Below are 23489 nucleotides of genomic sequence, written 5' to 3' on the forward strand. Positions count from 1 at the left end.
TGCCTTCGATGAATGCCCCGTCACCCGTAAAGCTTACGCTAGTCATCGCCGGCGTGATCCTCTGTTGGGCCTATTCGCCGATTGGCGTGCACATGGGGCTGCACAGCTACAGCCCCGGCCAACTGGCACTGCTGAGGTTTCTGATCGCGTCGGTGTTCATGGGCGGCATCGCCCTGGCGGTAGGCATCGGCCGCCCGCGAGTGCGGGATTTGCCGTGGTTGCTGGTATTGGGCTTTTTCGGCGTGTTCCTGCACCACACCAGCCTCAACTACGGGCAGCAGTGGGTGACGGCGGCGGCATCGAGTGTGCTGGCGCAGTCGGCGCCGCTGTTCAGTGTGGTGATCGCGTTTTTCTGTTTGAAAGAGCGGGTCAGTTTCTGGCGTTGGGGCTGTGTCTTGCTGGGCTTGCTCGGTGTGCTGGTGGTGATCTGGGGCGATCAAGGCGTCGGTGATATCGACCCGCGCGGCTTGCTGATCCTGCTGGCCGCCGTGTCGTGGAGCGTGTATTTCGCCATCCAGAAACACTACGCCCATCGCTATAGCCCGCTGACCATGGCGTGTTACATGGTGTGGGCGGGCACCTTGATGCTCTGTGTAAACCTGCCGGGCTTGCCGGCTGCTGTGGCCCAGGCACCGTTGCCGGAGAACCTCTCGGTGCTGGTATTGGGGATTTTCCCCAGTGCCCTGGCGTACTTGGCCTGGGGTTATGTGCTCAAGCATGTGGACGTCAGCCGCGCTTCGGTCGCGATGTACCTGATTCCGCCGGTGGCGATGTTGATGGCTTCAACACTGCTGGGCGAGCACATTGCCCTGCAAGTGATACTGGGCGCGGTGATCGTGCTGGCCAGTGTCGCCGCCATCAGCCTTGAAGGGCGCTGGCGCTCAATCGCTCAGGCTGAACGCGCGCAGGCGGTGACCGTCGAGGTCCTCGGCGACAAAGGTGTAGCCGAAGTCCAGGTGGGTCGGTGATTGGGTGATGGTTGCGCCGCGCTCTACCCATTGAGCATGCAGGGCGTCCACAGCGGCTGGGTCCGCCAGCGAAAAACCGACCTCACCGCCGCCGCCGGTCAAGTGAGCCGCAGGCTCTACGGTGTGACGCGACCACAGCCCCAGCTTGACGCCGTTGTCGAGAATGAACAGGGCGAACGTCGGGTTCAGTTCCACCGGCGGCTTGCCCAGCAAGCGGCTATAGAAGTTGGCGCTGGTGGCCGGGCTGTCGACGTAGAGCAGGAAATAATGGGCGACGGTGTGCATGCAGGCTCCTTGAGAACGGGCGGTTAACTGAGCCCAGTCTAGGGGACGGCCCTGTCAGTTCTTGTCAGGAGTGTTCTTGTAAGGAGTCTGCAACGGTCGCGCATTCTCCCCGGTGTAGAGTTTGATCAGGTCGTCGATCTCGCCCGACATTTTCATCCGCAGCAGCGTGCGCAAGATCCGTTGCACCGGCACGTCAGGGTCATTGCGCACGATGCAGCCCAGGCTTTGTTCGTCGATCACCGCGACTTTGTGCAGCCGCAGGCTTTCGGGCACTTTCAGGTTAAAACGGTCCAGGGTCCATTCGTTGATCACGGCGTATTCGAAACGCGCGGCCACCAGCTTATGCAGCACCAACTCTTCGCTGCGCGAATCGTCGCGGGTCAGTTGGCCGCTGGCGAACAGCGGTTCGAGCACGGCGTAGCGGTAGTTGAGCACCGTGCCAATGGCCTGCGGTGCCAACGTGGCCACCTGAACCGGCGGTGCGTGGGCACTGGCCAGCACATTGCGCTGCACCATCAAGGGCACGCTCCAGGTGTAGTCGCCGGACAGGTTGCCGACCCAATCCTGGGCGACATAGCAGCGCACATCGACCTCGGCGCGGGCCATGGCGCTGGCCAGACGTGCCCGCGCAAGCACGTGGAACTCGGCCGGCCGCCCGACCTGGGTGGCCAGGCTCAACATCAAGTCATACAAAATGCCCTGGGTGGGCTGGTCGCCATCTATTTGGGCCATGGGCATTGCCCAGCTGTCGGAAACCGAAAAACGCAACGGCGCGGGCGCCGCAAGGCTGACAACGGAAACCATCCATAAAGCGCCCAGGACTACGCGCATACACTCTCCGGGTTCAGGCCTTTGCGGGGCCATTCGTGCAAGCTTAGTCAGATTAGACGAGCGTGCCGGATGCAATTTCCCCCTTGCTCCGCTAGCATTACCGGCTTCCGCTTCCCAGTTGCGACGGTTTTCGATGAGTTATCAGGTTCTTGCACGTAAATGGCGTCCGCGCTCGTTCCGCGAAATGGTCGGCCAGACCCATGTGCTCAAGGCTCTGATCAATGCCTTGGACAGCCAACGGCTGCACCACGCTTACCTGTTCACCGGTACTCGGGGGGTGGGCAAGACCACTATCGCGCGCATTATTGCCAAGTGCCTGAACTGTGAAACCGGCATCACGTCGACACCTTGCGGTACCTGTTCGGTATGCCGTGAGATCGACGAAGGGCGTTTTGTCGACCTGATCGAGATCGACGCCGCGAGCCGCACCAAGGTCGAAGACACCCGCGAGCTGCTCGACAACGTGCAGTACGCGCCGAGCCGTGGGCGCTTCAAGGTCTACCTGATCGACGAAGTACACATGCTCTCCAGCCATTCCTTCAACGCCCTGTTGAAAACCCTGGAAGAGCCGCCGCCCTACGTTAAGTTCATCCTGGCCACCACCGACCCGCAGAAACTTCCTGCAACGATTTTGTCGCGGTGCTTGCAGTTCTCCCTGAAAAACATGACGCCTGAGCGCGTGGTCGAGCACTTGACCCATGTACTCGGCGTCGAGAACGTACCGTTCGAAGACGACGCGTTGTGGCTGCTCGGCCGCGCCGCCGATGGTTCGATGCGCGATGCCATGAGCCTCACCGACCAGGCCATCGCCTTTGGTGAAGGCAAGGTTATGGCCGCAGATGTGCGCGCCATGCTCGGCACGCTGGACCACGGCCAGGTGTTCGACGTGTTGCACGCGCTGATCGAAGGTGACGCCAAGGCGTTGCTCGAAGCCGTGCGCCATTTGTCGGAGCAAGGCCCGGACTGGAACGGCGTGCTCTCGGAAATCCTCAATGTGCTGCACCGCGTGGCCATCGCCCAGGCGTTGCCCGAAGGTGTCGACAACGGCCATGGCGACCGCGACCGCGTGTTGGCGCTGGCCCAGGCGTTGCCGGCCGAAGATGTGCAGTTCTACTACCAGATGGGCCTGATCGGCCGTCGGGATTTGCCCTTGGCGCCAGACCCGCGTGGCGGCTTTGAAATGGTCTTGCTGCGGATGCTGGCCTTCCGGCCCGCCGACTCGGCAGACGCACCGAGACAGCCGCTAAAGCCAGTGGGGATCAGCCAGGCCACAGTTGATTCCGCCAAACCAGTGGCTGGCGCGGCGGTAGTCGCGCCAGTAGTTGCTGCACCTGAACCTGCACCGCCTGAACCTGCGCCAGTTGCGTCGGCGTCGGCGTCGGCACCCGAGCCTGTGGTTGCCGCGCCGGTGGTTGAACCTGCGCCCGTGGTTGAGCCTGAACCTGCTCGCGCGCCGGTGGTTGACCTGCCTTGGAACGATCCGGTCGACGCAGAACCTGAGCCTGAACCTGAAGTCGAGCAAGTACCCGCCGTGGAGCCCGTGCTGGAAACCATCGGCGAGCAGCCCGAACTGACGCCGATGCCCACGCCGACCCCGGACAGCGCGGTGCCGGACGCGCCGGAATGGGTGTCGGCACCGGTTCCCGAGCCGACTGTCGCGCAGGTAGACGCGGCCACGCCGGGCATCGACCTTGATGACGAGCCGCCGCTGGACGAAGATTACATCGAGCCGGACATGGACTCGGCCTACAGCTACTTGGACGACTTGGCCAGCGAGCACACCGCCGAGCCGGCCCCCGAGCCCGAAGCGGAACCCGCTGCCGCCCCGGCCACCGGCCTGGCGTTGCAATGGTTGGAATTGTTTCCGAAATTGCCAATCTCCGGCATGACCGGCAGCATCGCCGCCAACTGCACCTTGATCTCCATCGAGGGCGACCACTGGCTGTTGCACCTGGACCCGGCCCACAGCGCCCTGTTCAACGCCACCCAGCAACGCCGACTCAACGATGCGCTGAACCAGTACCATGAACGCACGTTGACCATCGCCATCGAACTGATCAAGCCTGAGCAGGAAACCCCGGCCCAGGCGGCGACCCGTAAGCGCATCAACCGTCAGCGCGAGGCTGAAGACTCGATCCATGGCGATCCGCTCATCCAACAGTTGATGCAACAGTTCGGCGCGGTGGTGCGTCACGATACTATTGAACCTGTCGAAGCCCCGGTGTCCCAAGCGTCATAAAGCCGGGCTACTAATTGATTGATCCACGTACTTTGAGGTGATTCCCATGATGAAAGGTGGCATGGCCGGCCTGATGAAGCAGGCGCAGCAGATGCAGGAAAAGATGGCCAAGATGCAGGAAGAACTGGCCAACGCCGAAGTCACCGGTAAAGCCGGTGGCGATATGGTCAGCGTGGTGATGACCGGTCGTCACGACATCAAGCGTGTGAGCATCGACCCAAGCGTGTTGCCAGGTGTCGGCGAAGATGACCTGGAAATGCTCGAAGCGCTGTTCGCCGCGGCCGTCAACGACGCCGTGCGCAAGATCGAAGCCAACAGCCAGGAAAAAATGGGTGGCGTGACCGCTGGCATGCAACTGCCGCCGGGCATGAAGCTGCCGTTCTGATCGTGCAGCGTTAGCTAGACTCAAATGCCAGGCATCGCGCCTGGCATTTTTGTTTGTGCTGTGATCGTTCCCACGCTCTGCGTGGGAACGCCGCCCCAAGACGCTGCGCGTCTAATATGAACCCTGGCACGGCACGCAGGGTCTGCACCCTATACCGAAAGATTCGTTAAAGGAGCCCCCATGCCTCAAGAGCCCATTCTTAACCAGCGCATTGTCCTGGTCTCGCGCCCGCAAGGCGCACCCACGCCGGAAAACTTTCGCCTGGAGCGGGTGAACCTGCCGGAATTGGCCGATGGCCAGGTGCTGCTGAAAACCCTGTACCTGTCCCTCGATCCCTACATGCGTGGACGCATGAGTGATGCGCCGTCCTACGCAGCTCCGGTGGAAATCGACGAAGTGATGACCGGTGGTGCCGTTAGCCGTATCGAACAATCGCGTAACCCGAAGTTCGGCGTAGGTGACCTGGTAGTAGGTTCCACCGGCTGGCAGAGCCATAGCATATCCGACGGGCACAACCTGATCCCTGTGCCCAAAGGCCTGGCCAGCCCCTCGATGGCACTGGGCGTCTTGGGCATGCCCGGTATGACCGCCTACATGGGCCTGATGGATATTGGCCAGCCTCAGGCTGGGGAAACACTGGTGGTGGCGGCTGCCTCTGGCGCGGTGGGTTCGGTGGTCGGGCAAGTGGCCAAGCTCAAGGGCTTGCGCGTGGTGGGCATTGCCGGCGGTGCGGACAAGTGCCGTTATGTGGTCGATGAGCTGGGCTTTGACGCCTGTATCGACCACAAGAGCGCCGATTTTGCCCATGAGCTGGCGTTGGCCTGTTTCAAAGGCGTGGACATCTACTTTGAAAACGTCGGCGGCAAAGTTTTCGATGCAGTGCTGCCGCTGCTCAACCCCAAGGCGCGCATTCCGCTGTGCGGCCTGATCGCCGGCTACAACGCCCATGAAGCCCCCAGCGGTCCTGATCGGCTGCCGGCACTGCAACGCACCTTGTTGACCAAGCGCCTGCGCATCCAGGGCTTTATCGTGTTCGACGACTATGGCGATCGCCAGCCTGAATTCCTCAGCGCCATGGCGCCGTGGGTGCGCGACGGCAAGATCAAGTTCCGCGAAGACGTGGTCGACGGCCTGGAACAGGCACCCGAAGCCTTTATCGGTTTGCTCGAGGGGCGCAACTTCGGCAAGTTGGTGGTGCGCGTCGCGCAGGATTGAGCATTTGACGCTAATCCGAGGCGCGGGTATAAACCGCGTCTCGTTGTTTTGTCGGACCCTTCGCCCATGAGCTTCAGCCCCCTTATTCGCCAACTGATCGACGCCCTGCGCACTTTGCCGGGCGTGGGCCAGAAAACCGCCCAGCGTATGGCGCTGCAACTGCTCGAGCGTGATCGCAGCGGCGGCACGCGGTTGGCCCAGGCCTTGAGCCAGGCCATGACCGGTGTCGGCCACTGCCGCCAGTGCCGCACACTGACCGAAGAAGATCTGTGCCCGCAATGCGCCGACCCACGTCGCGACGACACCTTGCTGTGCGTCGTTGAAGGGCCGATGGACGTGTACGCCGTCGAGCAGACCGGCTATCGCGGGCGCTACTTCGTGCTCAAAGGGCACCTTTCGCCGCTCGATGGCCTGGGCCCGGAAGCCATCGGCATCCCGCAACTGGTGACGCGCATTGAGGAGCAGGGCACGTTTACCGAGGTGATCCTGGCGACCAACCCAACGGTGGAAGGCGAGGCGACCGCGCATTACATCGCCCAGTTGCTGACCAACAAAGGTTTGATCACCTCGCGTATCGCCCATGGCGTGCCGTTGGGTGGCGAGCTGGAGTTGGTGGATGGCGGCACGCTGGCGCACTCTTTTGCCGGTCGCAAACCGATCGCGCTTTAAAATGTGGGAGCTGGCTTGCCTGCGATAGCGGAGTGTCAGGCGACATCAATGTCACTGATCCATCGCCATCGCAGGCAAGCCAGCTCCCACAGTAGCTTGTGTTGTCAGGGATATGTTGATAACCAAGCAAGCGCTTGGTAAGTTCTCTCCACCTCACCGTGGAGCTTGCCGATGTCTGCCTATCAGGACTACTTCGACCCCAGCCACCAATTGGTCCGCGACAGCGTGCGGCGTTTCGTCGAGCGCGAGATGTTGCCGGGTATCGAGCAATGGGAGGAGGCGGAGAGCTTTCCCCGCGAGCTGTACCTCAAGGCGGGCGCGGCAGGGATCTTGGGCATCGGCTACCCCGAAAGCCTGGGCGGCAGCCACGAAGGCGACCTGTTCGCCAAGGTCGCCGCCAGCGAAGAGTTGATGCGTTGCGGTTCTGGTGGCGTGGTCGCGGGCCTGGGTTCGCTGGATATCGGCTTGCCGCCGGTAGTCAAGTGGGCGCGCCCCGAGGTGCGCGAACGCGTTGCGCCTCAAGTGCTGGTCGGTGAGAAGATCATCGCCCTGGCCGTCACCGAACCCGGCGGCGGCTCCGATGTGGCGAACCTGCAAACCCGCGCCATTCGCGATGGCGACTGTTACCGCGTCAGCGGCAGCAAAACCTTTATCACCAGCGGCATCCGCGCCGACTTCTATACGGTAGCCGTACGCACCGGCGGGCCGGGCTTCGGCGGCATCAGCCTGTTGCTGATCGAAAAGCACACGCCAGGTTTCACAGTCGGCCAACCGTTGAAGAAAATGGGCTGGTGGGCGTCGGACACGGCTGAGTTGTTCTTCGACGATTGCCGCGTGCCGGTAGGCAACTTGATCGGCGTCGAGAACATGGGCTTTGCCTGCATCATGGGCAATTTCCAGAGCGAGCGCCTGGCGCTGGCGCTGATGGCGAACATGACCGCGCAGCTCGCCCTGGAAGAAAGCCTCAAGTGGGCGAGCCAGCGCGAAGCCTTCGGCAAACCTATCGGCAAATTCCAGGTGCTCAAGCATCGGCTGGCGGAAATGGCCACCGCAGTGGAAGTCTCCCGCGAGTTCACCTACCGCCAGGCCGCCAAGATGGCGGCCGGCAAGAGTGTGATCAAGGAGATTTCCATGGCCAAGAACCTGGCCACTGATACGGCTGATCGGGTGACCTATGACGCGGTGCAGATACTGGGTGGGCAGGGCTATATGCGTGGCAGCCTGGTGGAACGGCTGTATCGGGATAACCGCATTTTGTCTATCGGCGGGGGCACTCGTGAGGTGATGAACGAGATCATCAGCAAGCAGATGGGGTTGTGATTAGTGGTGTTCTTTCAGGCGCTATCGCAGGCAAGCCAGCTCCCACATTTTGATTTGCAAACACAGTCAAAGGTGGGAGCTGGCTTGCCTGCGATAGCGCCGGCCCAGGCAACTTTTAAACTTCGGTCAACCCAAACTGCGTCAGGCAAAACGTCGCAATGCCCATATCCTGCAGGCGCTGCGAACCACCCAGCTCCGGCAGGTCAATGATCGCCGCCGCTTCGAAGATCTTCGCGCCCATGCGCCGCACCAGGTTAGCCGCAGCAATCAAGGTGCCGCCAGTGGCGATCAAGTCATCGAACATCAGCACCGAGTCGCCGTCACACAGGCTGTCGGCGTGCACTTCGAGAAACGCTTCGCCGTATTCGGTCTGGTAACCCTCGGCCAGCACGTCAGCGGGCAGCTTGCCTTGTTTGCGGAACAGGATCAGCGGTTTGTTCAACTGGTACGCGATGATCGAACCGATCAGGAAGCCACGGGCATCCATCGCGCCGATGTGGGTAAAGTCGGCCTCGACATAGCGCTGGGCAAAACTGTCGGCCACCAGGCGCAGGGCGCGGGGCGATTGGAACAACGGGGTAATGTCACGAAAGATCACCCCAGGCTTGGGGAAGTCGATGACGGGGCGGATCAGGGATTTGATGTCGAACGAATCGAAGGTCATCGTCGAAGAGTCCTGGGAGCGGAAAACGGACTCGAAGTATACCTGCGGCCTTGCCGATTGGCGCGGCCGCAAGCGTCTGCCTCAGACTTCCAGCGAGCCCCCGGCCAGCGCGCACAGCTGGATCGGGTCGAGGATATGCACTTCCTTGCCTTCGGCGGCAATCAGCTCGTTTTGCTGGAAACGGGTAAACACGCGGGACACGGTTTCCACCGCCAAGCCCAGGTAATTGCCGATTTCGTTGCGCGACATGCTCAGGCGGAACTGGTTGGCCGAGAACCCACGGGCACGGAAACGTGCCGACAGGTTGACCAAAAACGTGGCGATGCGCTCGTCGGCGGTTTTCTTCGACAGTAACAACATCATCTGTTGGTCGTCACGGATCTCGCGGCTCATCACCCGCATCAACTGGCGGCGCAGTTGCGGCAGCTGCAAAGCCAATTCATCCAGGCGCTCGAAGGGGATTTCGCACACCGAGGTCGTCTCCAGGGCCTGGGCCGACACTGGGTGAATCTCGGTGTCCATGCCAGACAACCCGACCAGCTCGCTGGGCAGGTGGAAACCGGTGATCTGCTCTTCGCCGCTATCGCTGAGGCTGAAGGTCTTCAACGCGCCTGAACGTACTGCATAAACGGAATCGAATTTGTCGCCCTGGCGAAACAGAAACTCGCCTTTTTTCAGCGGGCGACCACGTTTAACGATTTCGTCCAGCGCTTCCATGTCTTCCAAATTCAACGAAAGTGGCAGGCAGAGGGGGGCCAGGCTGCAATCCTTGCAGTGAGCCTGGCTGTGAGCGCGCAGTTTAACTGGCTCGGACATTTCTTAAATCCTTGTGGGAAAACACACATAAGACGTAAGGGTAACGCACCGAGGGTGGCTGAGGCCAGCGTGTACAAAAAAGCAGCAGCGGTATAAAGCTCTGTGTATCGGTGCCGATACATAGGTGTCTCTCTATGAGCTGGAGCTCAGATCATGTCAGTCAGCACAGTCCAAAACCCGCATATCAATTCGCCAGCGGTGTCAGTTTGGAAGGCCGCCGATGCAGCCAGGGATAAAGACGCTGCGGCCAAGGCGGCAACCGAGACCAAGGCGGCTGAACCCACGGTCACTGAAGGTGTGAAGGTGGTCATTTCCGGTGCGGGCATGGGCATGGCCTCGGCTGAAAAGTCCTCCAATAGCGATATTGATGAAAGCAATCTGAAAGACAGCATCAAACAGTTGCTGAAGATGATCCGCGAACTGAAAAAGCAGCTTGCCGAAAAGATGGCTCAGCTTACGGCGGCCATGAATGACACCACGCTGAGCCCGGAAGCACGCCAAGCCAAGGTGGCGGGTTTGCAGGGCGACGTGGCGACGATACAGGCCGGTTTAATGACCGCTCAGGGGCAACTGAGCAAGGCGCTGAAAGATGAGTCGCCTGAGGCTCAGATGGAAGCTATGAGCCTGATGGCGAAATAAAGCCTTTAGATCACCCGCGAGAATCGCTGCCTGTTCTGGTGCTCCAGGTAGGCATCGAACACCATGCACACCGAGCGCACCAGTAAGCGCCCGGCCGGCAAAACGCGAAGGCCGTGCGCATCCAGTTCGATCAGGCCGTCAGCGGCCATTGTCTCCAGCTGTGGCCATAATTCGTCGAAATAGCCGCGAAAATCGATGTTGAAGGCCTGTTCGATCCGCTCGAATGCCAGGCTGAAATTGCAGATCAATTGCTGAATCACTTCGCGGCGCAAACGGTCGTCTGTGGTGCAGACCAGGCCGCGGCTGGTGGCCAGTTGTGCGCCGGCCAGGGCGTTCTGATAGTGATTGAGGTCGCTGCTGTTCTGGCAATACAGGTCGCCGATCTGGCTGATCGCCGACACGCCCAGCCCAATCAAATCGCAATGCCCGTGAGTGGTGTAGCCCTGGAAGTTACGCTGCAGCGTGCCTTCTTCCTGGGCCACGGCCAGTTCGTCATCCGGCAGGGCAAAGTGGTCCATGCCGATGTAGCGGTAGCCTGCGCGGGTCAACTGCTCGATGGTGGTTTGCAGCATCAGCAGTTTTTCTGCCGGCGAGGGCAAGTCGTCGGTGTTGATGCGCCGCTGCGGCATAAAGCGCTCGGGCAGGTGCGCGTAGTTGAACACCGACAGGCGATCCGGTTGCAGGTTGATCACCTCTTCGACGGTGCGCGCAAAATTCAGCGGCGATTGCTTGGGCAGTCCGTAGATCAGGTCGATATTGATCGAGCGAAATTGCAGGGTACGCGCGGCGTCGATCACCGCACGGGTTTCTTCCAGGCTTTGCAGGCGGTTGACCGCACGCTGCACCTCGGGGTCCAGGTCCTGCAGGCCGATGCTCACGCGGTTAAAGCCCAGTTCACGCAGCAGTCCCATGGTCGCCCAGTCGGCTTCGCGCGGGTCGATTTCGATGCCGTAATCGCCGGAATCATCATCGAGCAAGTTGAAGTGCTGGCGCAGGCGGGTCATCACCTGGCGCAGTTCGTCGTGGCTGAGAAAGGTTGGGGTGCCGCCGCCGAAGTGCAGTTGCTCCACGGGCTGCTTCGGGTCCAGATGGCAGGCCACCAGCTGGATTTCCTGCTCCAGGCGTTGCAGGTAGGCCTGCGCACGGCCACGGTCCTTGGTGATGACCTTGTTGCAGGCGCAGTAGTAGCAGATGTTTGCGCAAAACGGCACATGCACATACAGCGACAAGGGCCGCACGGCCTTGCGGCTGTCGCGCAGGGCGTGGAGCAGGTCGAAGGTGCCGACCTGGCTGTCGAATTGTACGGCGGTGGGGTAGGACGTGTAGCGCGGCCCCGCCAAGTCGTAGCGGTGAATCAGATCTGTGTCCCAACGAATGGCGTCGAGCATGCGGGCGGTCCCCCGGATTGGCTAGTGGGCCGAGTCTAGGGGTGCGCTGCAGGTGCCATCTTGATTTGCATCAACGGGGAGCGGCGCTATGCCACATGGCGCTTTAATGGCCCATTAGCCAGTGTTGATGCGGGCCTGGCAACGTCCAAACGCCGAAGAGCATAACCAGCATGCCACCGGCCACACGCACGCTGCGTTTGCGCAGCACCGCAGTGACACGTTCTGCCGCCAGACCAGTCGCCAGTAGTACTGGCCAAGTTCCAAGCCCGAAGGCCAGCATCAGCAATGCACTGTCCAGCGCATTACCCTGGCTCGCCGCCCACAGCAGCGTGCTGTAGACCAACCCGCACGGCAACCAGCCCCACAGCGCGCCCAGCAGTAATGCGCGTGGGAGGCTGGATACCGGCAATAAACGGGTGGCGACCGGCTGTATGTAGCGCCACAGGCCGCGCCCGAGGCTTTCGATACGGGTGAGGCCGCTCCACCAACCGGCCAGGTACAAGCCCATGCTGATCAGCAACAACCCGGCGAGCACGCGCATAAACATCGCCGCCGGGCTGTTGGCCACAGCCCAGCCGGCCAGGCCGATCAGTAACCCGGCAGCGGCGTAGCTGAGGATGCGCCCCAAGTTATAGGCGAGCAGCAGGCGAAAACGGCGGCTGCGTTGTTCTTTGGGGATTGCCAGCGTCAGCGCGCCCATCAGCCCGCCGCACATGCCCAGGCAATGGCCGCCGCCCAGCAGCCCAAGGATCAAGGCCGAGACCAGCAGTGGCGCCAGCTCAAGCATGGGGTGGGTCTTTGGGCGGTTGCTCGGCCCGGTTGGCTTCGTCGACGCCCGCCAGGTGGTTCGGGTCCTGGTCGTCGAACAGCACGCTGTGGGCCGGGCCGTCGAGGTCGTCGTACTGGCCGCTGTCCACCGCCCAGAAGAAAATGTAAATGGCCACGCCGACTAACAGCAGCGCGGCCGGAATCATCACGTAGAGAGCTGGCATCTGTACTCCAGGCCCGCGCGGCTCAAGCCGGCAGCAGGCGGGTGACTAAGGTGGCACTGTTGACCTGCGGGCTTGGCAGGCGGGTCAGGCGCAAGGCGTTGAGCACCACGGTCAACGAACTGAGCGACATGCCGATCGCGGCCCAGATCGGAGTGATCCAACCGAGGGCGGCAAACGGCAGCATAAGGCCATTGTACAGCCCGGCCCACAGCAGGTTTTCAAGGATAACCCGCCGTGTACGTCGCGCCAGGGTAAACGCCTGCACCAACGCGTCCAGGCGGTTGGACAGCAGCACCGCATCGGCGCTGGTTTTTGCCAGGTCGGTGGCCGAACCCATCGCCACGCTGATATCGGCGGCGGCGAGCACGGGCACATCGTTGACGCCGTCGCCGAGCATCAGCACCTTGCGGCCTTGCTGGTGCAATTGTTGCAGCACCTGCAGTTTGTCGTCGGGGCGTAAGCCGCCTTTGGCCTCGTCGATACCAAGCTCCAGCGCGACACTGGCGACCATCGGCGAGCTGTCGCCCGACAGCAGCAGCGTGCGCCAGCCTCGCGCTTTGCAAGCGGCCAGCAGGGCGGGCGCATCGCTGCGCAGGCGGTCGTCGAGCACGAACCAGGCGAGCGCGCCGTTGCCATCGCCCAGCAGCAGCCATTGGCCTGCTTCGTGCGGCGAAGCGGGGATTGCGCAGCCGCTTAATTGGCATACAAAACCTGGTTGGCCGATGCGCAATTGACGCTCGCCTACACGACCTTCCAGGCCCAGGCCGGGAAAGCTCAGGACTTCCTCGGCGGCCAGCGGTGCACGCCCGAAGGCACGCGCAATCGGGTGTTCGGAGCGGTTTTCCAGCGCAGCGGCGAGGCCCAGGCAGTCGTCGCTGTTCAGCGCGCTCAAGGGGTGGATGGCGCGCAGGGCCAAGCGACCTTCGGTGAGGGTGCCGGTCTTGTCGAAAATCACCGTGTCGATCTGATTCAGGCCTTCCAGCACATGGCCGCGGGTCAGCAGCAAGCCGAGTTTGTGCAGCGTGCCGGTGGCCGCGGTGAGGGCGGTCGGTGTGGCCAGGGACAACGCGCAGGGGCAGGTTGCCACCAGCATCGCCAGCACAATCCAGAATGCGCGTGACGCGTCCAGCTCCCACCACAGCAAACCGATCAGCGCGGCCGCGATCAGCGAGCACAGCAGAAACCATTGCGCAGCGCGGTCGGCGATTTGCGCCAGGCGCGGTTTCTCGGCCTGGGCCCGTTCCAGCAGGCGCACGATGGCAGACAGGCGGGTGTCATGCCCCAAGGCGCGCACCTCGACGGTCAGCGCACCTTCGACGTTGAGTGTGCCGGCGGTGACCGCGTCGCCGACGTTGCGCGGCTGCGGCAGGTATTCGCCGGTGAGCAGGGATTCATCAATGCTCGACTGGCCATCAAGGATCAGCCCGTCGGCCGGCAGCACGGCGCCTGGATGCACCAGTACGCGGTCGCCCACGGCCAATTCGCTGAGCAGGATGCGCTCGCTCTGGCCGTCATCTTTAAGCCGTAAGCACGAAGCAGGCAGCAGGTTGACCAACTGCGCGGTAGCGGCGGCGGTGCGCTCACGTGCCCGACGCTCCAGGTAGCGCCCGGCGAGCAGGAACAGCGCAAACATGCCCACCGCGTCGAAGTACAGCTCGCCCGTACCGGTAATCGCGGTCCAGATACCCGCCAGGTACGCGCCGCCAATCGCCAGGGACACCGACACATCCATGGTCAAGTGGCGCGTGCGCAGGTCGCGCAGGGCGCCTTTGAAGAACGGCGCACAGCTGTAGAACACGATGGGTGTGGTCAGAAACATCGCCACCCAGCGCAGGATCACGTGCAGCTCCGGGCTCAGGTCGATATTGAATTCCGGCCAGGTCGCCATGGTCGCCATCATCGCCTGGAACCACAGCAGCCCCGCCACGCCCAGTTGGCGCAGGGCTCGGCGGTTTTCGCTGGCCAATTGTTCGGCGGCGCGATCGGCCTGGTAAGGGTGGGCGGCATAGCCGATATGGCGCAGCTCGCTGAGCACTTGGCTCAGCGGCAATTGGCCGTCGGCCCAGCGCACGTGCAGGCGGTGGTTGGACAGGTTCAGGCGCGCCTCGGCGACGGCGGGCAGGCTGCGCAGGTGCTTCTCGATCAGCCAGCCGCAGGCGGCGCAGCTGATGCCTTCCATGAGCAGCGTGGTTTCAGCCAGTTCGCCCTCATGGCGCACAAAGGGTTTTTGCACGTCGGCGCGGTCGTACAGCGCCAGTTCGTCGACCAGTTGCACCGGCAGCGCCTCGGGGTTGGCCGAGGCTTCGCTGCGGTGCTGGTAATAGCTTTGCAAGCCGCCGGCCACAATCGCCTCGGCCACTGCCTGACAGCCCGGGCAGCACAGTTCGCGGCGCTCGCCGAGGATGTCGGCGGTAAACCGGCTGCCGGGCGGGACGGGCAGGGCGCAGTGGTAGCAGGGGGTTGGGCTGGTCATGGTGTGAAATCTATATCGGCTGGGAGGGCCTCATCGCGGGCAAGCCCGGCTCCCACAGGAGACCGCGATCCACTGTGGGAGCGGGCTTGCCCGCGATGCGCGAAGCGCAAGGGTTTTACTTTTTCAGGTCTTCGGCACCCTGCAACGGTTCATCACCCAGCAGCAAGTCCTTGTCGTGGCTGACCTCTTCTTCTTCGAACAGGCGCCAGGTCTTGTCGCCCTCCACGCCGAGCAATTCCACGAAGCGCCGGCCCTCTACTTTGTCTGTCACCTGGCCGATGTAGCGCCCAGGTTCGCTGTCACTGCGGGTCAGGTTGATCTTGCGATCCTTTTCCGGCTGGGTCGGGGAAATCAGGTTCAGTTCCAGAGTGTTCGGGTTGCTGTAGCCCGTCAGTTGCAACTCGACTTCACCGGTCAACTCGTCCAAGTGCAATTTGCCGCGCAGTTGCAGGGTCTGGGCCAGCCGCTCACGGTCCAGGGAGCGGTTGATGCCTTTGCCAGCCTCGTAGTAGTTGTCGTTGACCAGGTTGTCCGGGTTCTTCACCGCAATGGTCACCATGGACAAGGTCAAGGTCACCGAGCAGGCCAGGATTCCAATGATGATCCAGGGCCAGAGGTGCTTGTACCAAGGGCTTGCGGCAGTAGCTGCGGGCATTGTTGTGCTCTCTTTTATTAGCGGACTTGTGGGCCGATGAATCGGCTCTTGGCTTCAATGTGGACGCTGTCGTCATCGGCATCCTTGAGAATGAATTTGACCTCGTTGGTGCTCGACGGCAACTGCTCGGGTGCGCTGGAAAGCTCTACCGGCATAGTAAAGATTTCCCCGGCGGCAACCTTGATTTCGCGCCGGCCTTGCAGCTTGAGGTCGGGCAGGCCCGAGGCGTCGAGCACGTAGGTGTGGTCGCGCTGGTCCTTGTTCATGATCTTCAGGCTGTAGACGTTTTCGATGCGGCCTTCGGCGTTTTCGCGGTAGAGCACGCGGTCTTTGCTGACGTCGAAGCCGACCAGCGAGCGCATGAAAAATGCGCCGGCCAACAGGCCGATCATCGCCAGCAGCACCAAGGCATAACCGATCAGGCGCGGGCGCAGTTTATGGGTTTTCTGCCCGGACAGGTTGTGCTCGGTGGTGTAGCTGATCAGGCCGCGTGGGTAGTCCATCTTGTCCATGATGTTGTCGCAGGCGTCGATGCACGCGGCGCAGCCGATGCACTCGATTTGCAGGCCATCGCGGATGTCGATGCCGGTGGGGCACACCTGCACGCACATCGTGCAATCGATGCAATCGCCCAGGCCCTCAGCCTTGTAGTCGATGCCCTTTTTACGTGGTCCACGCACTTCGCCACGGCGCGGGTCGTAGGACACTATCAGGGTGTCTTTGTCGAACATCACACTTTGAAAGCGCGCATACGGGCACATGTAGATGCACACCTGTTCGCGCAACCAGCCGGCGTTGCCGTAGGTGGCCAGGGTGAAAAAACCGACCCAGAAATACGACCAGCCATCGGCCTGGCCAGTAAAGAAGTCGAACACCAGTTCGCGGATGGGCGAGAAGTAGCCGACGAAGGTCATGCCGGTGACAAAGCCGATCAGCAGCCACAGCGTGTGTTTGCTGAACTTGCGCAGGAATTTGTTGGCGCTCATCGGCGCTTTGTCGAGTTTGATGCGCTGGTTGCGGTCGCCTTCGGTGACCTTTTCGCACCACATGAAGATCCACGTCCACACGCTTTGCGGGCAGGTATAACCGCACCACACGCGCCCGGCGTACACGGTGATGAAGAACAAGCCAAACGCGGCGACGATCAAGATACCTGAGAGCAGGATGAAATCCTGAGGCCAGAAGGTCGCACCAAAAATGAAGAATTTACGTTCCGGCAGGTTCCACCACACCGCCTGGTGGCCACCCCAATTCAGCCACACGGTGCCGAAGTAGAGCAGGAACAAACCGGCGCCACCAACCATACGCAAGTTGCGGAACAAGCCGGTAAAGGCGCGGGTGTAGATTTTCTCGCGCGAGGCGTAGAGATCGACAGTCTTGGTGTCAGAGCTGCTCGCGTTTTTGGCAGGCGGGCTAACGTCATGTACCGGTATTTGGTTGCTCATCATTGCATCCCACGGCGGTGGAGATTTGCCTCGGCCAGTACGTGCCAACCGGGGTCAAATTGGGGGTGTTGCAGTGGCGTAATGATACGCCCCTGATGCTGCTTAACGGGTGCGACCTTTGGTCGCGTTGGGGAATATCAATCGATGGTATATGTGATCTGGATCAATTGACTTGGCAAGTATGGCCGGTTTTTGCCGGTAAGCAGGTCATTCGTCCCATGGGTTAAGCAATGGAACCCCGCTGGACTTGAAGTCACTGACGTTGCGCGTCACCACGGTGAGCCCATGCACCAGAGCGGTTGCGGCAATCAATGCGTCACTCTCGTTGGCCTGCTCCGGCACATGCAGATGCGCGCAACGCAGCGCAACGGCGGCATCAACCGGCAATATCCTGGCATCGAACGCTGGCATCACATGGCGTTTGAGCCATGTCCGTAACGCTTTCCCCTGAACCGGGTCTCGGCGTTCCATCCGCAGTACAGCGGTTTCCAATTCCTTCAGCGTAATGGCCGAGATGAACATGCGCGCAGCGATAATACTTTTTGCCCAGGCCACTACCCTGGCGTCGGCGTGGGGTTTACGCAGTTCAGAGATTACGTTGGTGTCGAGTAGATACATCAAGAGAGGTCCACGGGTCGGTGAGTGATCACGGCACGTTCGGTTTCGAAATCGATTTCGGCCGCTTCCGGCATCACCAACAGGTCAACGATGTCGACATTCAGACCTGTCAGTTTCTGGTAGTCCTCAATGCTTAGCAGCACATGGGCGGGCTTGCCGCGATCGGTGATAAAAACCGGGCCTTTATTGGCGGCTTTTTTGGCACCGCTTGTGTCCTGATTGAATTCACGACTGGAAATGGTGGTGATGGTCATGGGGTACTCCCCTTGGGTGAGTTCGATGTAGTTACGTTACTACTTGGCGATAACAGGCATCAAGCTTGTCGTTACCAGCGGTCATGCGTCCATTCGGGATTAATCAGTGGAACGCAGCCTGACTGAACATCTGTCTCACCCACTACAGGGCGGTCCGGGCCAGAGGTGTGGCGGCGTGACGCAGTGTGTAAGTCCGTATGTGAGAGCGGAACTGAGGCGTTGAGATAGAACACTCATGCGTCATCCAGCACCCGTGTCGGGTGTGGGATTGCTTACTACTAATGAGATGAAAACTTGAATATTTCTTCGACGCTTCCAACTTATAACGCCTCAGCACCTTCGGCTGTAGACGCCCAATATGCACGTGCAACGCTGCGAGAGATGTCCACTGTGTACGCCAACATGGACAGGTATGAGCTGGGCAAGCTATTGGGTAACCAATTTGAGCGATTTGAAGACCCTGAAAACAGGGGTTTTTTGACGGTAGAATTTTTGGGTTACATCGCCATGGGTATGGCCGGAAACAAATTTACCTCGGCGGACCAAGTGCTCGCTTTGGAAGTGCTCAAGCGTGGCGGTTTCACCGCGTCGATTGATATGGATGACAAAGGCGAGCGCGACGGCAAGTTTGACCGGCAGGACATCCGTGCCTACATGGACGTGTTGTTGAGGGAGCATGAGGAAACAACAGCTGGCGCGGAAGCTCGATAAGTCATATATGGCCGCTGCGTGAGGGTGCCTGATCCTCACAATACAAAAAAGCCCTGCGGATTCAACATCGGCAGGGCTTTTGTGATTTTAACGTATCACTCCGGACTGGCTGGCTCATCGCCATGGGACAAGCTGTAAACATACGCCGCCAGCAGGTGCACCTTGTCATTGCCTTGCAGCAATTCCTGCGCCGGCATCTGGCCCTGACGGCCGTAACGGATGGTCTGCTGCAGTTGCGCAAAGCTCGAACCGTAGATGAATGCACCCGGATGCGTCAGGTCGGGCGCGCCCATTGCTGGCGTGCCTTTACCGGCCGGGCCGTGGCAGGCCACGCAGTTGGCGGCAAAGAGTTTCGCGCCGTTGGCCACGTCGGCCTTGGCGCCTTCCGGCAGTTTGCGGCCATCGAGGTTAGTCACCACAAAGCCCGCCACGTCGGCCACGCCTTGTTCGCCAATGACCTCGGCCCAGGCCGGCATCACCGCATGGCGGCCTTTCATGATGGTTTCCTTGATGGTGGCCGGCTCGCCGCCCCAGCGCCAGTCGGCGTCGGTCAGGTTGGGGAAGCCGTAGGCGCCCTTGGCGTCGGAGCCGTGGCACACCGAGCAGTTGGAGGCGAACAGGCGGCCGCCCATCTTCAAGGCTTGCGGGTCCTTGGCAACTTCTTCAATCGGCATCGCGGCGAATTTGGCGAAGATCGGACCGAACTTGGCATCCGACTTGGCCATCTCCTTTTCCCATTCGTGTACGCCGGTCCAGCCGGTCTGGCCGTTGGCGAACGGGGTTTGCTTGTCGTTGTCGAGGTAGTTGTAGCCCGGCAGCAGGCCTTTCCAGTTGCCAAGGCCGGGGTACAACGCCAGGTAGCCGAGGGCGAAGATGATGGTGCCGACAAACAGCATGAACCACCATTTTGGCAGCGGGTTGTCGTACTCCTCGATGCCGTCGAACGAGTGGCCGACGGTCTCGTCCGTTTGCTCGCTGCGCTGGCCCCGGCGGGTCGACAGCAGCAGCCAGGTCAGGGCGAAAATGGTACCCAGACTGAGGACTGTGACGTACAGACTCCAGAACGTAGTCATTCTTTGTTACTCCTAGAAGCTTGCTCGACGTGCTTGATGGCTTCGGGATCATCTGCAAAGGGCAGCATGGTCGCGTCGTCAAACTCCGACTTGCGGCGCGGGCTGAACACCCACAGCGCCAGGCCGACAAAGGCCACCATCACTACAACGGTGCCCAGGCCACGAATCATCCCGATATCCATGAAGATCACCGTTTGCTTTTGATGATGGTGCCAAGGCCTTGCAGGTAGGCCACCAATGCGTCCATTTCGGTCTTGCCCTTCACAGCAGCGGCTGCACCGGCGATGTCTTCATCGGTGTAGGGCACGCCCAGGGTGCGCAAGACTTCGAGCTTCTTGGCGGTGTCCTTGCCGTCGAGCTTGTTTTCCACCAGGAACGGGTACGCCGGCATTTTCGACTCAGGTACCACGTTGCGCGGGTTGTACAAGTGCGCACGCTGCCAGTCATCGGAGTACCGCCCGCCAACACGGGCGAGGTCCGGGCCGGTACGTTTGGAACCCCACAGGAATGGGTGGTCCCACACGCTTTCACCGGCCACCGAGTAGTGGCCGTAACGTTCGGTTTCGGCGCGGAACGGACGGATCATCTGCGAGTGGCAACCCACACAGCCGTTGGCGATGTAGACGTCGCGGCCTTCGACTTCAAGGGCGGTACGCGGCTTCATGCCTTCGACCGGCTTGTTGGTCACGTCCTGGAAAAACAACGGAACGATCTGGGTCAGGCCGCCGATACTCACGGCGATGACCATGAAGAAGGCCAGCAGGCCGATATTCTTCTCGACTACTTCATGCTTCATCAGTGAGCTCCCACAACGGCGATCTTGGCGGCGGCTTCGGCTTCTACCGGGTCGGAGGCACGCACGGTGCGCCAGACGTTGTAGGCCATCAGGAACATGCCGGAGGCAAAGAATGCACCGCCCAGGGCGCGCACGATGTAACCCGGATGGCTGGCTTGCAGCGCTTCGACGAAGGAGTAGGTGAGGGTGCCGTCATCGTTGATGGCGCGCCACATCAGGCCTTGGGTGATGCCGTTGACCCACATCGAGGCGATGTAGAGCACGGTGCCGATGGTGGCCAGCCAGAAGTGCGCGTTGATCAGCCCGACACTGTGCATCTGCACACGGCCGAACAGTTTGGGGATCATGTGGTACAGCGCGCCGATGGAGATCATCGCCACCCAGCCGAGCGCGCCGGCGTGTACGTGGCCAATGGTCCAGTCGGTGTAGTGGGACAGCGAGTTGACCGTCTTGATGGCCATCATCGGCCCTTCGAAGGTCGACATGCCGTAGAACGCCAGCGATACCACCAGAAAGCGCAGGATCGGGTCGGTGCGCAATTTATGCCAGGCGCCCGACAGCGTCATCATGCCGTTGATCATGCCGCCCCAGCTGGGCGCCAGCAGGATGATCGACATGGCCATGCCCAACGACTGCGCCCAGTCCGGCAGTGCGGTGTAGTGCAAGTGGTGCGGACCTGCCCAGATGTACAGGGTGATCAGCGCCCAGAAGTGCACGATGGACAGGCGATACGAGTAGATCGGGCGTTCGGCCTGCTTGGGCACGAAGTAGTACATCATCCCCAGGAAACCGGTGGTGAGGAAGAACCCCACGGCGTTGTGGCCGTACCACCATTGGATCATCGCGTCAGTCGCCCCGGCATAGGCCGAGTAGGACTTGAACCAGCTCACCGGCAAGGATGCGTGGTTGACGATGTGCAGCATCGCCGTCACCAGGATGAAGGCACCGTAGAACCAGTTGCCCACATAGATGTGCTTGGTCTTGCGCTTGACGATGGTGCCGAAGAACACCACGGCGTAGGTCACCCAGACGATGGCGAGCAAAATCGCGATCGGCCATTCCAGCTCGGCGTATTCCTTGGTGGTGGTGTAGCCCAGCGGCAGGGTGATGATGGCGCCGAGGATCACGGCTTGCCAGCCCCAGAAGGTGAAGGCGGCGAGGCCATCGGAGATCAGTCGCGTCTGGCAGGTGCGCTGCACGACATAGTAGGAAGTGGCAAATAACGCACAACCACCGAAGGCGAAAATCACCAGGTTGGTGTGCAGCGGGCGCAGGCGGCCGAAGGTCGTCCAGGGCAAACCGAAATTCAATTCCGGCCACACCAGTTGCGAGGCGATAAACACCCCGAGCCCCATGCCAAGGATCCCCCAGACCACCGTCATGATGGCGAACTGGCGGACGACCTTATAGTTATAAGCAGTCGGACTGATTGCTGTGCTCATTCTAAGGTTCCACGGTTTAGGTTTTTTTATAGGTAAAATCGGCCGCAAGTATGTAGAAAGCGAGGGGCCATTGCAACGCAATGACTGACCTGTATCAATGCGTTCCGAGCCAGATTCTGCGCCCTTTCCATGTTTTGCGTAGGGACAAAATCGGAAATGGAAAGCTGATCAAGTGGACAGGAATTTTAAGGGGCGCAACGGATACCGTCGCGTAGGCCAGGATTGGTCCACTGTGGGAACAAGCGTAGACCCGAAAGTGAGGAGGGGAAAGTTGGACTTGGGAAGGGTGCGACACTTGGTCGCGTAATTTCGAGAACGAACGCTGAACCTGTGGCGAGGGAGCTTGCTCCCGCTGGAGTGCGTAGCGCTTCCAGGATTTTGGGGCCGCTTCGCAGCCCAGCGGGAGCAAGCTCCCTCGCCAGAGTTAAGCGGGCCTCCCCTGATCAGGGGAGGCAGTCAGCAGTTACTCAGGTTGGCTTTCTGGCGTTGCGCCATCAGCGGTGTGGGACAGGCTGTACACATAGGCCGCCAGCAGGTGCACCTTGTCATTGCCTTGCAGTACATCCTGCGCCGGCATCTGCCCTTGGCGACCATGGCGGATGGTCTGCTGCAACTGGGCCAGGCTGGTGCCGTAGATGAAGCCGGCGGGCTCGGTCAGGTTCGGCGCGCCCATGGCTTCCATGCCGTGGCCTTGTGGGCCGTGGCACGCCACGCAGGTGGTGTTGAACGCGGCTTGGCCGGCCACTAGGTCAGCAGTGTTGTCGGCCGGCAAAGGCAGCTTGGCCAGGTCATGCCGCACATAAGCGGCGACGTTCTTAACGCCGTCCTCACCGAGGATTTCACCCCAGGCCGGCATTGCCGCGTGCCGCCCGCTCATGATCGTGGCCTTGATCGCTTCAGCCGAGCCGCCCCAGCGCCAGAGGTTGTCCGCCAGGTTCGGGAAACCATACGCGCCCTTGGCATCCGAGCCGTGGCACACCGCGCAGTTGGAGGCGAACAGGCGCCCACCCATTTTCAGCGCCTGCGGGTCTTTGGCCACTTCTTCCACCGGCATGGCCGAGAATTTGGCGAAGATCGGCCCGAACTTGGCGTCCGCCCTGGCCATTTCCTTGTCCCATTCCTTGGTCTGGGTCCAGCCGTCTTCATAACCCGGCAATACGCCTTTCCAGTTGCCCAGGCCTGGGTAGAGGATCAGGTAGCCGACCGCAAACACCAGGGTGCCGGCGAACAGCATGAACCACCACTGGGGCAGCGGGTTGTCGTATTCCTCGATGCCGTCGAAGGCGTGGCCCATGGTCTGGTCCACGCTGCCTTTGGTTTCGCCCTTGCGGGTGCCGACCAACAGCCAGGTCAGCCCGATCAGGCTGCCGAGGGTCAATACGCAGATCCATGTACTCCAGAAGGTAGTCATGGCTGGGTGCTCCTTGTTGCAGGCTCTTCTTGAGCGTCGGACGGGGAAGGTTCATCGGCAAACGGCAGCAGGCGGGCCTGCTCGAAGTCCGCGTTGCGCCGGTTGTTGAACACCCACAGCGACAGGCCGATAAAGGCGATGGCGACCACCAGCGTGCCAAGGCCGCGGATCGTGCCCGCATCGAATTCAAATCCCATGGC

Annotated in this window: 26 protein-coding genes; 8 read left to right on the top strand and 18 right to left on the bottom strand. The window is 61.1% G+C overall.

Annotation, left to right across the window (positions count from 1 at the left end; translation table 11 throughout):
* Window positions 1-8 precede the first annotated feature (8 nt).
* Complete coding sequence (locus tag P5706_RS08430; RefSeq protein WP_285678972.1) at window positions 9-968, top strand: DMT family transporter; 960 nt, start codon at window positions 9-11, stop codon at window positions 966-968.
* Here P5706_RS08430 and P5706_RS08435 read toward each other — a convergent pair.
* Both P5706_RS08435 and P5706_RS08440 read right to left on the bottom strand, forming a co-directional pair.
* The gene (locus tag P5706_RS08435; protein WP_200431948.1) at window positions 882-1253 is read right to left on the bottom strand and encodes a VOC family protein; all 372 of its coding nucleotides are present in this window, start codon (window positions 1251-1253) and stop codon (window positions 882-884) included. The two genes, P5706_RS08430 and P5706_RS08435, sit on opposite strands and share 87 nt — an antisense overlap.
* 54 nt (window positions 1254-1307) lie before the next feature.
* Window positions 1308-2084, bottom strand: coding sequence for a substrate-binding periplasmic protein (locus P5706_RS08440; protein ID WP_285678973.1), 777 nt, complete (start codon window positions 2082-2084; stop codon window positions 1308-1310).
* Between the two features lie 133 nt (window positions 2085-2217).
* Here P5706_RS08440 and dnaX point away from each other — a divergent pair, with 133 nt between their 5' ends.
* From dnaX to P5706_RS08465, 5 genes are all read left to right on the top strand, one after another.
* Window positions 2218-4323, top strand: coding sequence for a DNA polymerase III subunit gamma/tau (dnaX, locus tag P5706_RS08445; RefSeq protein WP_285678974.1), 2106 nt, complete (start codon window positions 2218-2220; stop codon window positions 4321-4323).
* Between the two features lie 46 nt (window positions 4324-4369).
* Window positions 4370-4708 carry a YbaB/EbfC family nucleoid-associated protein gene (locus tag P5706_RS08450; RefSeq protein ID WP_003175481.1) on the top strand — a complete coding sequence of 113 codons (339 nt, stop codon included), beginning with the start codon at window positions 4370-4372 and terminating at the stop codon, window positions 4706-4708.
* 180 nt (window positions 4709-4888) lie between these two features.
* Window positions 4889-5923: an NADPH-dependent curcumin/dihydrocurcumin reductase gene (curA, locus tag P5706_RS08455; protein WP_285678975.1), complete on the top strand. Its 1035-nt coding sequence runs from the start codon at window positions 4889-4891 to the stop codon at window positions 5921-5923.
* A gap of 66 nt (window positions 5924-5989) precedes the next feature.
* Entirely contained in the window at window positions 5990-6592 is a 603-nt protein-coding gene (gene recR / locus P5706_RS08460) for a recombination mediator RecR (protein WP_017134798.1), read from the top strand.
* Window positions 6593-6763: 171 nt separating this feature from the next.
* The gene (locus P5706_RS08465; RefSeq protein WP_285678976.1) at window positions 6764-7912 is read left to right on the top strand and encodes an acyl-CoA dehydrogenase family protein; all 1149 of its coding nucleotides are present in this window, start codon (window positions 6764-6766) and stop codon (window positions 7910-7912) included.
* 115 nt (window positions 7913-8027) lie between these two features.
* On the opposite strand, the gene P5706_RS08470 is transcribed toward P5706_RS08465, so the two are convergent.
* Both P5706_RS08470 and fnr read right to left on the bottom strand, forming a co-directional pair.
* Window positions 8028-8576: an adenine phosphoribosyltransferase gene (locus P5706_RS08470; RefSeq protein ID WP_056861532.1), complete on the bottom strand. Its 549-nt coding sequence runs from the start codon at window positions 8574-8576 to the stop codon at window positions 8028-8030.
* Between the two features lie 81 nt (window positions 8577-8657).
* Window positions 8658-9392 (bottom strand): fumarate/nitrate reduction transcriptional regulator Fnr, encoded by a 735-nt coding sequence (gene fnr, locus P5706_RS08475; protein ID WP_200431944.1) that lies wholly within the window; start codon window positions 9390-9392, stop codon window positions 8658-8660.
* Between the two features lie 153 nt (window positions 9393-9545).
* On the opposite strand from fnr, the gene P5706_RS08480 reads away from it, so the two are divergent.
* Window positions 9546-10031, top strand: a complete 486-nt coding sequence (locus P5706_RS08480) for a hypothetical protein (RefSeq protein ID WP_200431943.1) — start codon at window positions 9546-9548, stop codon at window positions 10029-10031.
* Window positions 10032-10036: 5 nt separating this feature from the next.
* Here P5706_RS08480 and hemN read toward each other — a convergent pair whose 3' ends face one another.
* The 8 genes from hemN to P5706_RS08520 all read right to left on the bottom strand — a co-directional run bounded on the left by hemN (window position 10037) and on the right by P5706_RS08520 (window position 17856).
* Window positions 10037-11419: an oxygen-independent coproporphyrinogen III oxidase gene (hemN, locus tag P5706_RS08485; protein WP_200431942.1), complete on the bottom strand. Its 1383-nt coding sequence runs from the start codon at window positions 11417-11419 to the stop codon at window positions 10037-10039.
* A gap of 103 nt (window positions 11420-11522) precedes the next feature.
* Window positions 11523-12206, bottom strand: a complete 684-nt coding sequence (locus P5706_RS08490) for a sulfite exporter TauE/SafE family protein (protein WP_285678977.1) — start codon at window positions 12204-12206, stop codon at window positions 11523-11525.
* Complete coding sequence (ccoS, locus tag P5706_RS08495) at window positions 12199-12411, bottom strand: cbb3-type cytochrome oxidase assembly protein CcoS (RefSeq protein ID WP_017134806.1); 213 nt, start codon at window positions 12409-12411, stop codon at window positions 12199-12201. Before ccoS ends, P5706_RS08490 begins: the two co-directional genes overlap by 8 nt.
* Before the next feature lie 22 nt (window positions 12412-12433).
* Complete coding sequence (locus tag P5706_RS08500; RefSeq protein WP_285678978.1) at window positions 12434-14884, bottom strand: heavy metal translocating P-type ATPase; 2451 nt, start codon at window positions 14882-14884, stop codon at window positions 12434-12436.
* A gap of 115 nt (window positions 14885-14999) precedes the next feature.
* Entirely contained in the window at window positions 15000-15539 is a 540-nt protein-coding gene (locus P5706_RS08505) for a FixH family protein (protein ID WP_056861526.1), read from the bottom strand.
* 17 nt (window positions 15540-15556) lie between these two features.
* Window positions 15557-16984: a cytochrome c oxidase accessory protein CcoG gene (ccoG, locus tag P5706_RS08510; RefSeq protein ID WP_285678979.1), complete on the bottom strand. Its 1428-nt coding sequence runs from the start codon at window positions 16982-16984 to the stop codon at window positions 15557-15559.
* Window positions 16985-17191: 207 nt separating this feature from the next.
* Window positions 17192-17602 carry a type II toxin-antitoxin system VapC family toxin gene (locus P5706_RS08515; protein ID WP_285678980.1) on the bottom strand — a complete coding sequence of 137 codons (411 nt, stop codon included), beginning with the start codon at window positions 17600-17602 and terminating at the stop codon, window positions 17192-17194.
* Entirely contained in the window at window positions 17602-17856 is a 255-nt protein-coding gene (locus tag P5706_RS08520) for a type II toxin-antitoxin system Phd/YefM family antitoxin (RefSeq protein ID WP_285678981.1), read from the bottom strand. The genes P5706_RS08515 and P5706_RS08520 overlap by 1 nt, the downstream gene beginning before the upstream one ends.
* Window positions 17857-18150: 294 nt before the next feature.
* Here P5706_RS08520 and P5706_RS08525 point away from each other — a divergent pair, with 294 nt between their 5' ends.
* Window positions 18151-18567 (top strand): hypothetical protein, encoded by a 417-nt coding sequence (locus P5706_RS08525; RefSeq protein WP_285678982.1) that lies wholly within the window; start codon window positions 18151-18153, stop codon window positions 18565-18567.
* A gap of 95 nt (window positions 18568-18662) precedes the next feature.
* On the opposite strand, the gene ccoP (P5706_RS08530) is transcribed toward P5706_RS08525, so the two are convergent.
* The 6 genes from ccoP (P5706_RS08530) to P5706_RS08555 all read right to left on the bottom strand — a co-directional run bounded on the left by ccoP (P5706_RS08530) (window position 18663) and on the right by P5706_RS08555 (window position 23486).
* Window positions 18663-19640: a cytochrome-c oxidase, cbb3-type subunit III gene (gene ccoP / locus P5706_RS08530; RefSeq protein WP_200431936.1), complete on the bottom strand. Its 978-nt coding sequence runs from the start codon at window positions 19638-19640 to the stop codon at window positions 18663-18665.
* A complete protein-coding gene (locus P5706_RS08535; protein ID WP_005790274.1) occupies window positions 19637-19822 on the bottom strand; it encodes a CcoQ/FixQ family Cbb3-type cytochrome c oxidase assembly chaperone in 186 nt (61 codons plus the stop codon). Before P5706_RS08535 ends, ccoP (P5706_RS08530) begins: the two co-directional genes overlap by 4 nt.
* Window positions 19823-19827: 5 nt before the next feature.
* Window positions 19828-20436, bottom strand: a complete 609-nt coding sequence (gene ccoO / locus P5706_RS08540; RefSeq protein WP_056861521.1) for a cytochrome-c oxidase, cbb3-type subunit II — start codon at window positions 20434-20436, stop codon at window positions 19828-19830.
* Window positions 20436-21878, bottom strand: a complete 1443-nt coding sequence (gene ccoN, locus P5706_RS08545) for a cytochrome-c oxidase, cbb3-type subunit I (protein WP_138814388.1) — start codon at window positions 21876-21878, stop codon at window positions 20436-20438. The genes ccoO and ccoN overlap by 1 nt, the downstream gene beginning before the upstream one ends.
* Window positions 21879-22341: 463 nt before the next feature.
* On the bottom strand, window positions 22342-23289 hold the full coding sequence (gene ccoP, locus P5706_RS08550) for a cytochrome-c oxidase, cbb3-type subunit III (protein WP_200431935.1): 948 nt from the start codon (window positions 23287-23289) through the stop codon (window positions 22342-22344).
* Entirely contained in the window at window positions 23286-23486 is a 201-nt protein-coding gene (locus tag P5706_RS08555) for a cbb3-type cytochrome oxidase subunit 3 (RefSeq protein ID WP_056861518.1), read from the bottom strand. The genes ccoP (P5706_RS08550) and P5706_RS08555 overlap by 4 nt, the downstream gene beginning before the upstream one ends.
* Window positions 23487-23489 lie beyond the last annotated feature (3 nt).

Source organism: Pseudomonas sp. ChxA (assembly GCF_030263855.1).
GTDB classification, from domain to species: domain Bacteria; phylum Pseudomonadota; class Gammaproteobacteria; order Pseudomonadales; family Pseudomonadaceae; genus Aquipseudomonas; species Aquipseudomonas fluorescens_CB.

What these genes read in the sequence shown, in the direction of transcription:
- recR (WP_017134798.1), top strand. Translation starts at nt 5,990, where the DNA reads ATGAGCTTCAGCCCCCTTATTCGCCAACTGATCGACGCCCTGCGCACT.
- P5706_RS08465 (WP_285678976.1), top strand. Translation starts at nt 6,764, where the DNA reads ATGTCTGCCTATCAGGACTACTTCGACCCCAGCCACCAATTGGTCCGC.
- P5706_RS08430 (WP_285678972.1), top strand. Translation starts at nt 9, where the DNA reads ATGAATGCCCCGTCACCCGTAAAGCTTACGCTAGTCATCGCCGGCGTG.
- ccoG (WP_285678979.1), bottom strand. Translation starts at nt 16,984, where the DNA reads ATGAGCAACCAAATACCGGTACATGACGTTAGCCCGCCTGCCAAAAAC.
- P5706_RS08515 (WP_285678980.1), bottom strand. Translation starts at nt 17,602, where the DNA reads ATGTATCTACTCGACACCAACGTAATCTCTGAACTGCGTAAACCCCAC.
- P5706_RS08490 (WP_285678977.1), bottom strand. Translation starts at nt 12,206, where the DNA reads ATGCTTGAGCTGGCGCCACTGCTGGTCTCGGCCTTGATCCTTGGGCTG.
- fnr (WP_200431944.1), bottom strand. Translation starts at nt 9,392, where the DNA reads ATGTCCGAGCCAGTTAAACTGCGCGCTCACAGCCAGGCTCACTGCAAG.
- ccoP (WP_200431936.1), bottom strand. Translation starts at nt 19,640, where the DNA reads ATGACTACGTTCTGGAGTCTGTACGTCACAGTCCTCAGTCTGGGTACC.
- P5706_RS08450 (WP_003175481.1), top strand. Translation starts at nt 4,370, where the DNA reads ATGATGAAAGGTGGCATGGCCGGCCTGATGAAGCAGGCGCAGCAGATG.
- P5706_RS08435 (WP_200431948.1), bottom strand. Translation starts at nt 1,253, where the DNA reads ATGCACACCGTCGCCCATTATTTCCTGCTCTACGTCGACAGCCCGGCC.
- P5706_RS08470 (WP_056861532.1), bottom strand. Translation starts at nt 8,576, where the DNA reads ATGACCTTCGATTCGTTCGACATCAAATCCCTGATCCGCCCCGTCATC.
- P5706_RS08520 (WP_285678981.1), bottom strand. Translation starts at nt 17,856, where the DNA reads ATGACCATCACCACCATTTCCAGTCGTGAATTCAATCAGGACACAAGC.
- P5706_RS08555 (WP_056861518.1), bottom strand. Translation starts at nt 23,486, where the DNA reads ATGGGATTTGAATTCGATGCGGGCACGATCCGCGGCCTTGGCACGCTG.
- curA (WP_285678975.1), top strand. Translation starts at nt 4,889, where the DNA reads ATGCCTCAAGAGCCCATTCTTAACCAGCGCATTGTCCTGGTCTCGCGC.
- ccoO (WP_056861521.1), bottom strand. Translation starts at nt 20,436, where the DNA reads ATGAAGCATGAAGTAGTCGAGAAGAATATCGGCCTGCTGGCCTTCTTC.
- P5706_RS08440 (WP_285678973.1), bottom strand. Translation starts at nt 2,084, where the DNA reads ATGCGCGTAGTCCTGGGCGCTTTATGGATGGTTTCCGTTGTCAGCCTT.
- P5706_RS08500 (WP_285678978.1), bottom strand. Translation starts at nt 14,884, where the DNA reads ATGACCAGCCCAACCCCCTGCTACCACTGCGCCCTGCCCGTCCCGCCC.
- P5706_RS08505 (WP_056861526.1), bottom strand. Translation starts at nt 15,539, where the DNA reads ATGCCCGCAGCTACTGCCGCAAGCCCTTGGTACAAGCACCTCTGGCCC.
- ccoP (WP_200431935.1), bottom strand. Translation starts at nt 23,289, where the DNA reads ATGACTACCTTCTGGAGTACATGGATCTGCGTATTGACCCTCGGCAGC.
- P5706_RS08480 (WP_200431943.1), top strand. Translation starts at nt 9,546, where the DNA reads ATGTCAGTCAGCACAGTCCAAAACCCGCATATCAATTCGCCAGCGGTG.
- hemN (WP_200431942.1), bottom strand. Translation starts at nt 11,419, where the DNA reads ATGCTCGACGCCATTCGTTGGGACACAGATCTGATTCACCGCTACGAC.
- ccoN (WP_138814388.1), bottom strand. Translation starts at nt 21,878, where the DNA reads ATGAGCACAGCAATCAGTCCGACTGCTTATAACTATAAGGTCGTCCGC.
- P5706_RS08535 (WP_005790274.1), bottom strand. Translation starts at nt 19,822, where the DNA reads ATGGATATCGGGATGATTCGTGGCCTGGGCACCGTTGTAGTGATGGTG.
- ccoS (WP_017134806.1), bottom strand. Translation starts at nt 12,411, where the DNA reads ATGCCAGCTCTCTACGTGATGATTCCGGCCGCGCTGCTGTTAGTCGGC.
- dnaX (WP_285678974.1), top strand. Translation starts at nt 2,218, where the DNA reads ATGAGTTATCAGGTTCTTGCACGTAAATGGCGTCCGCGCTCGTTCCGC.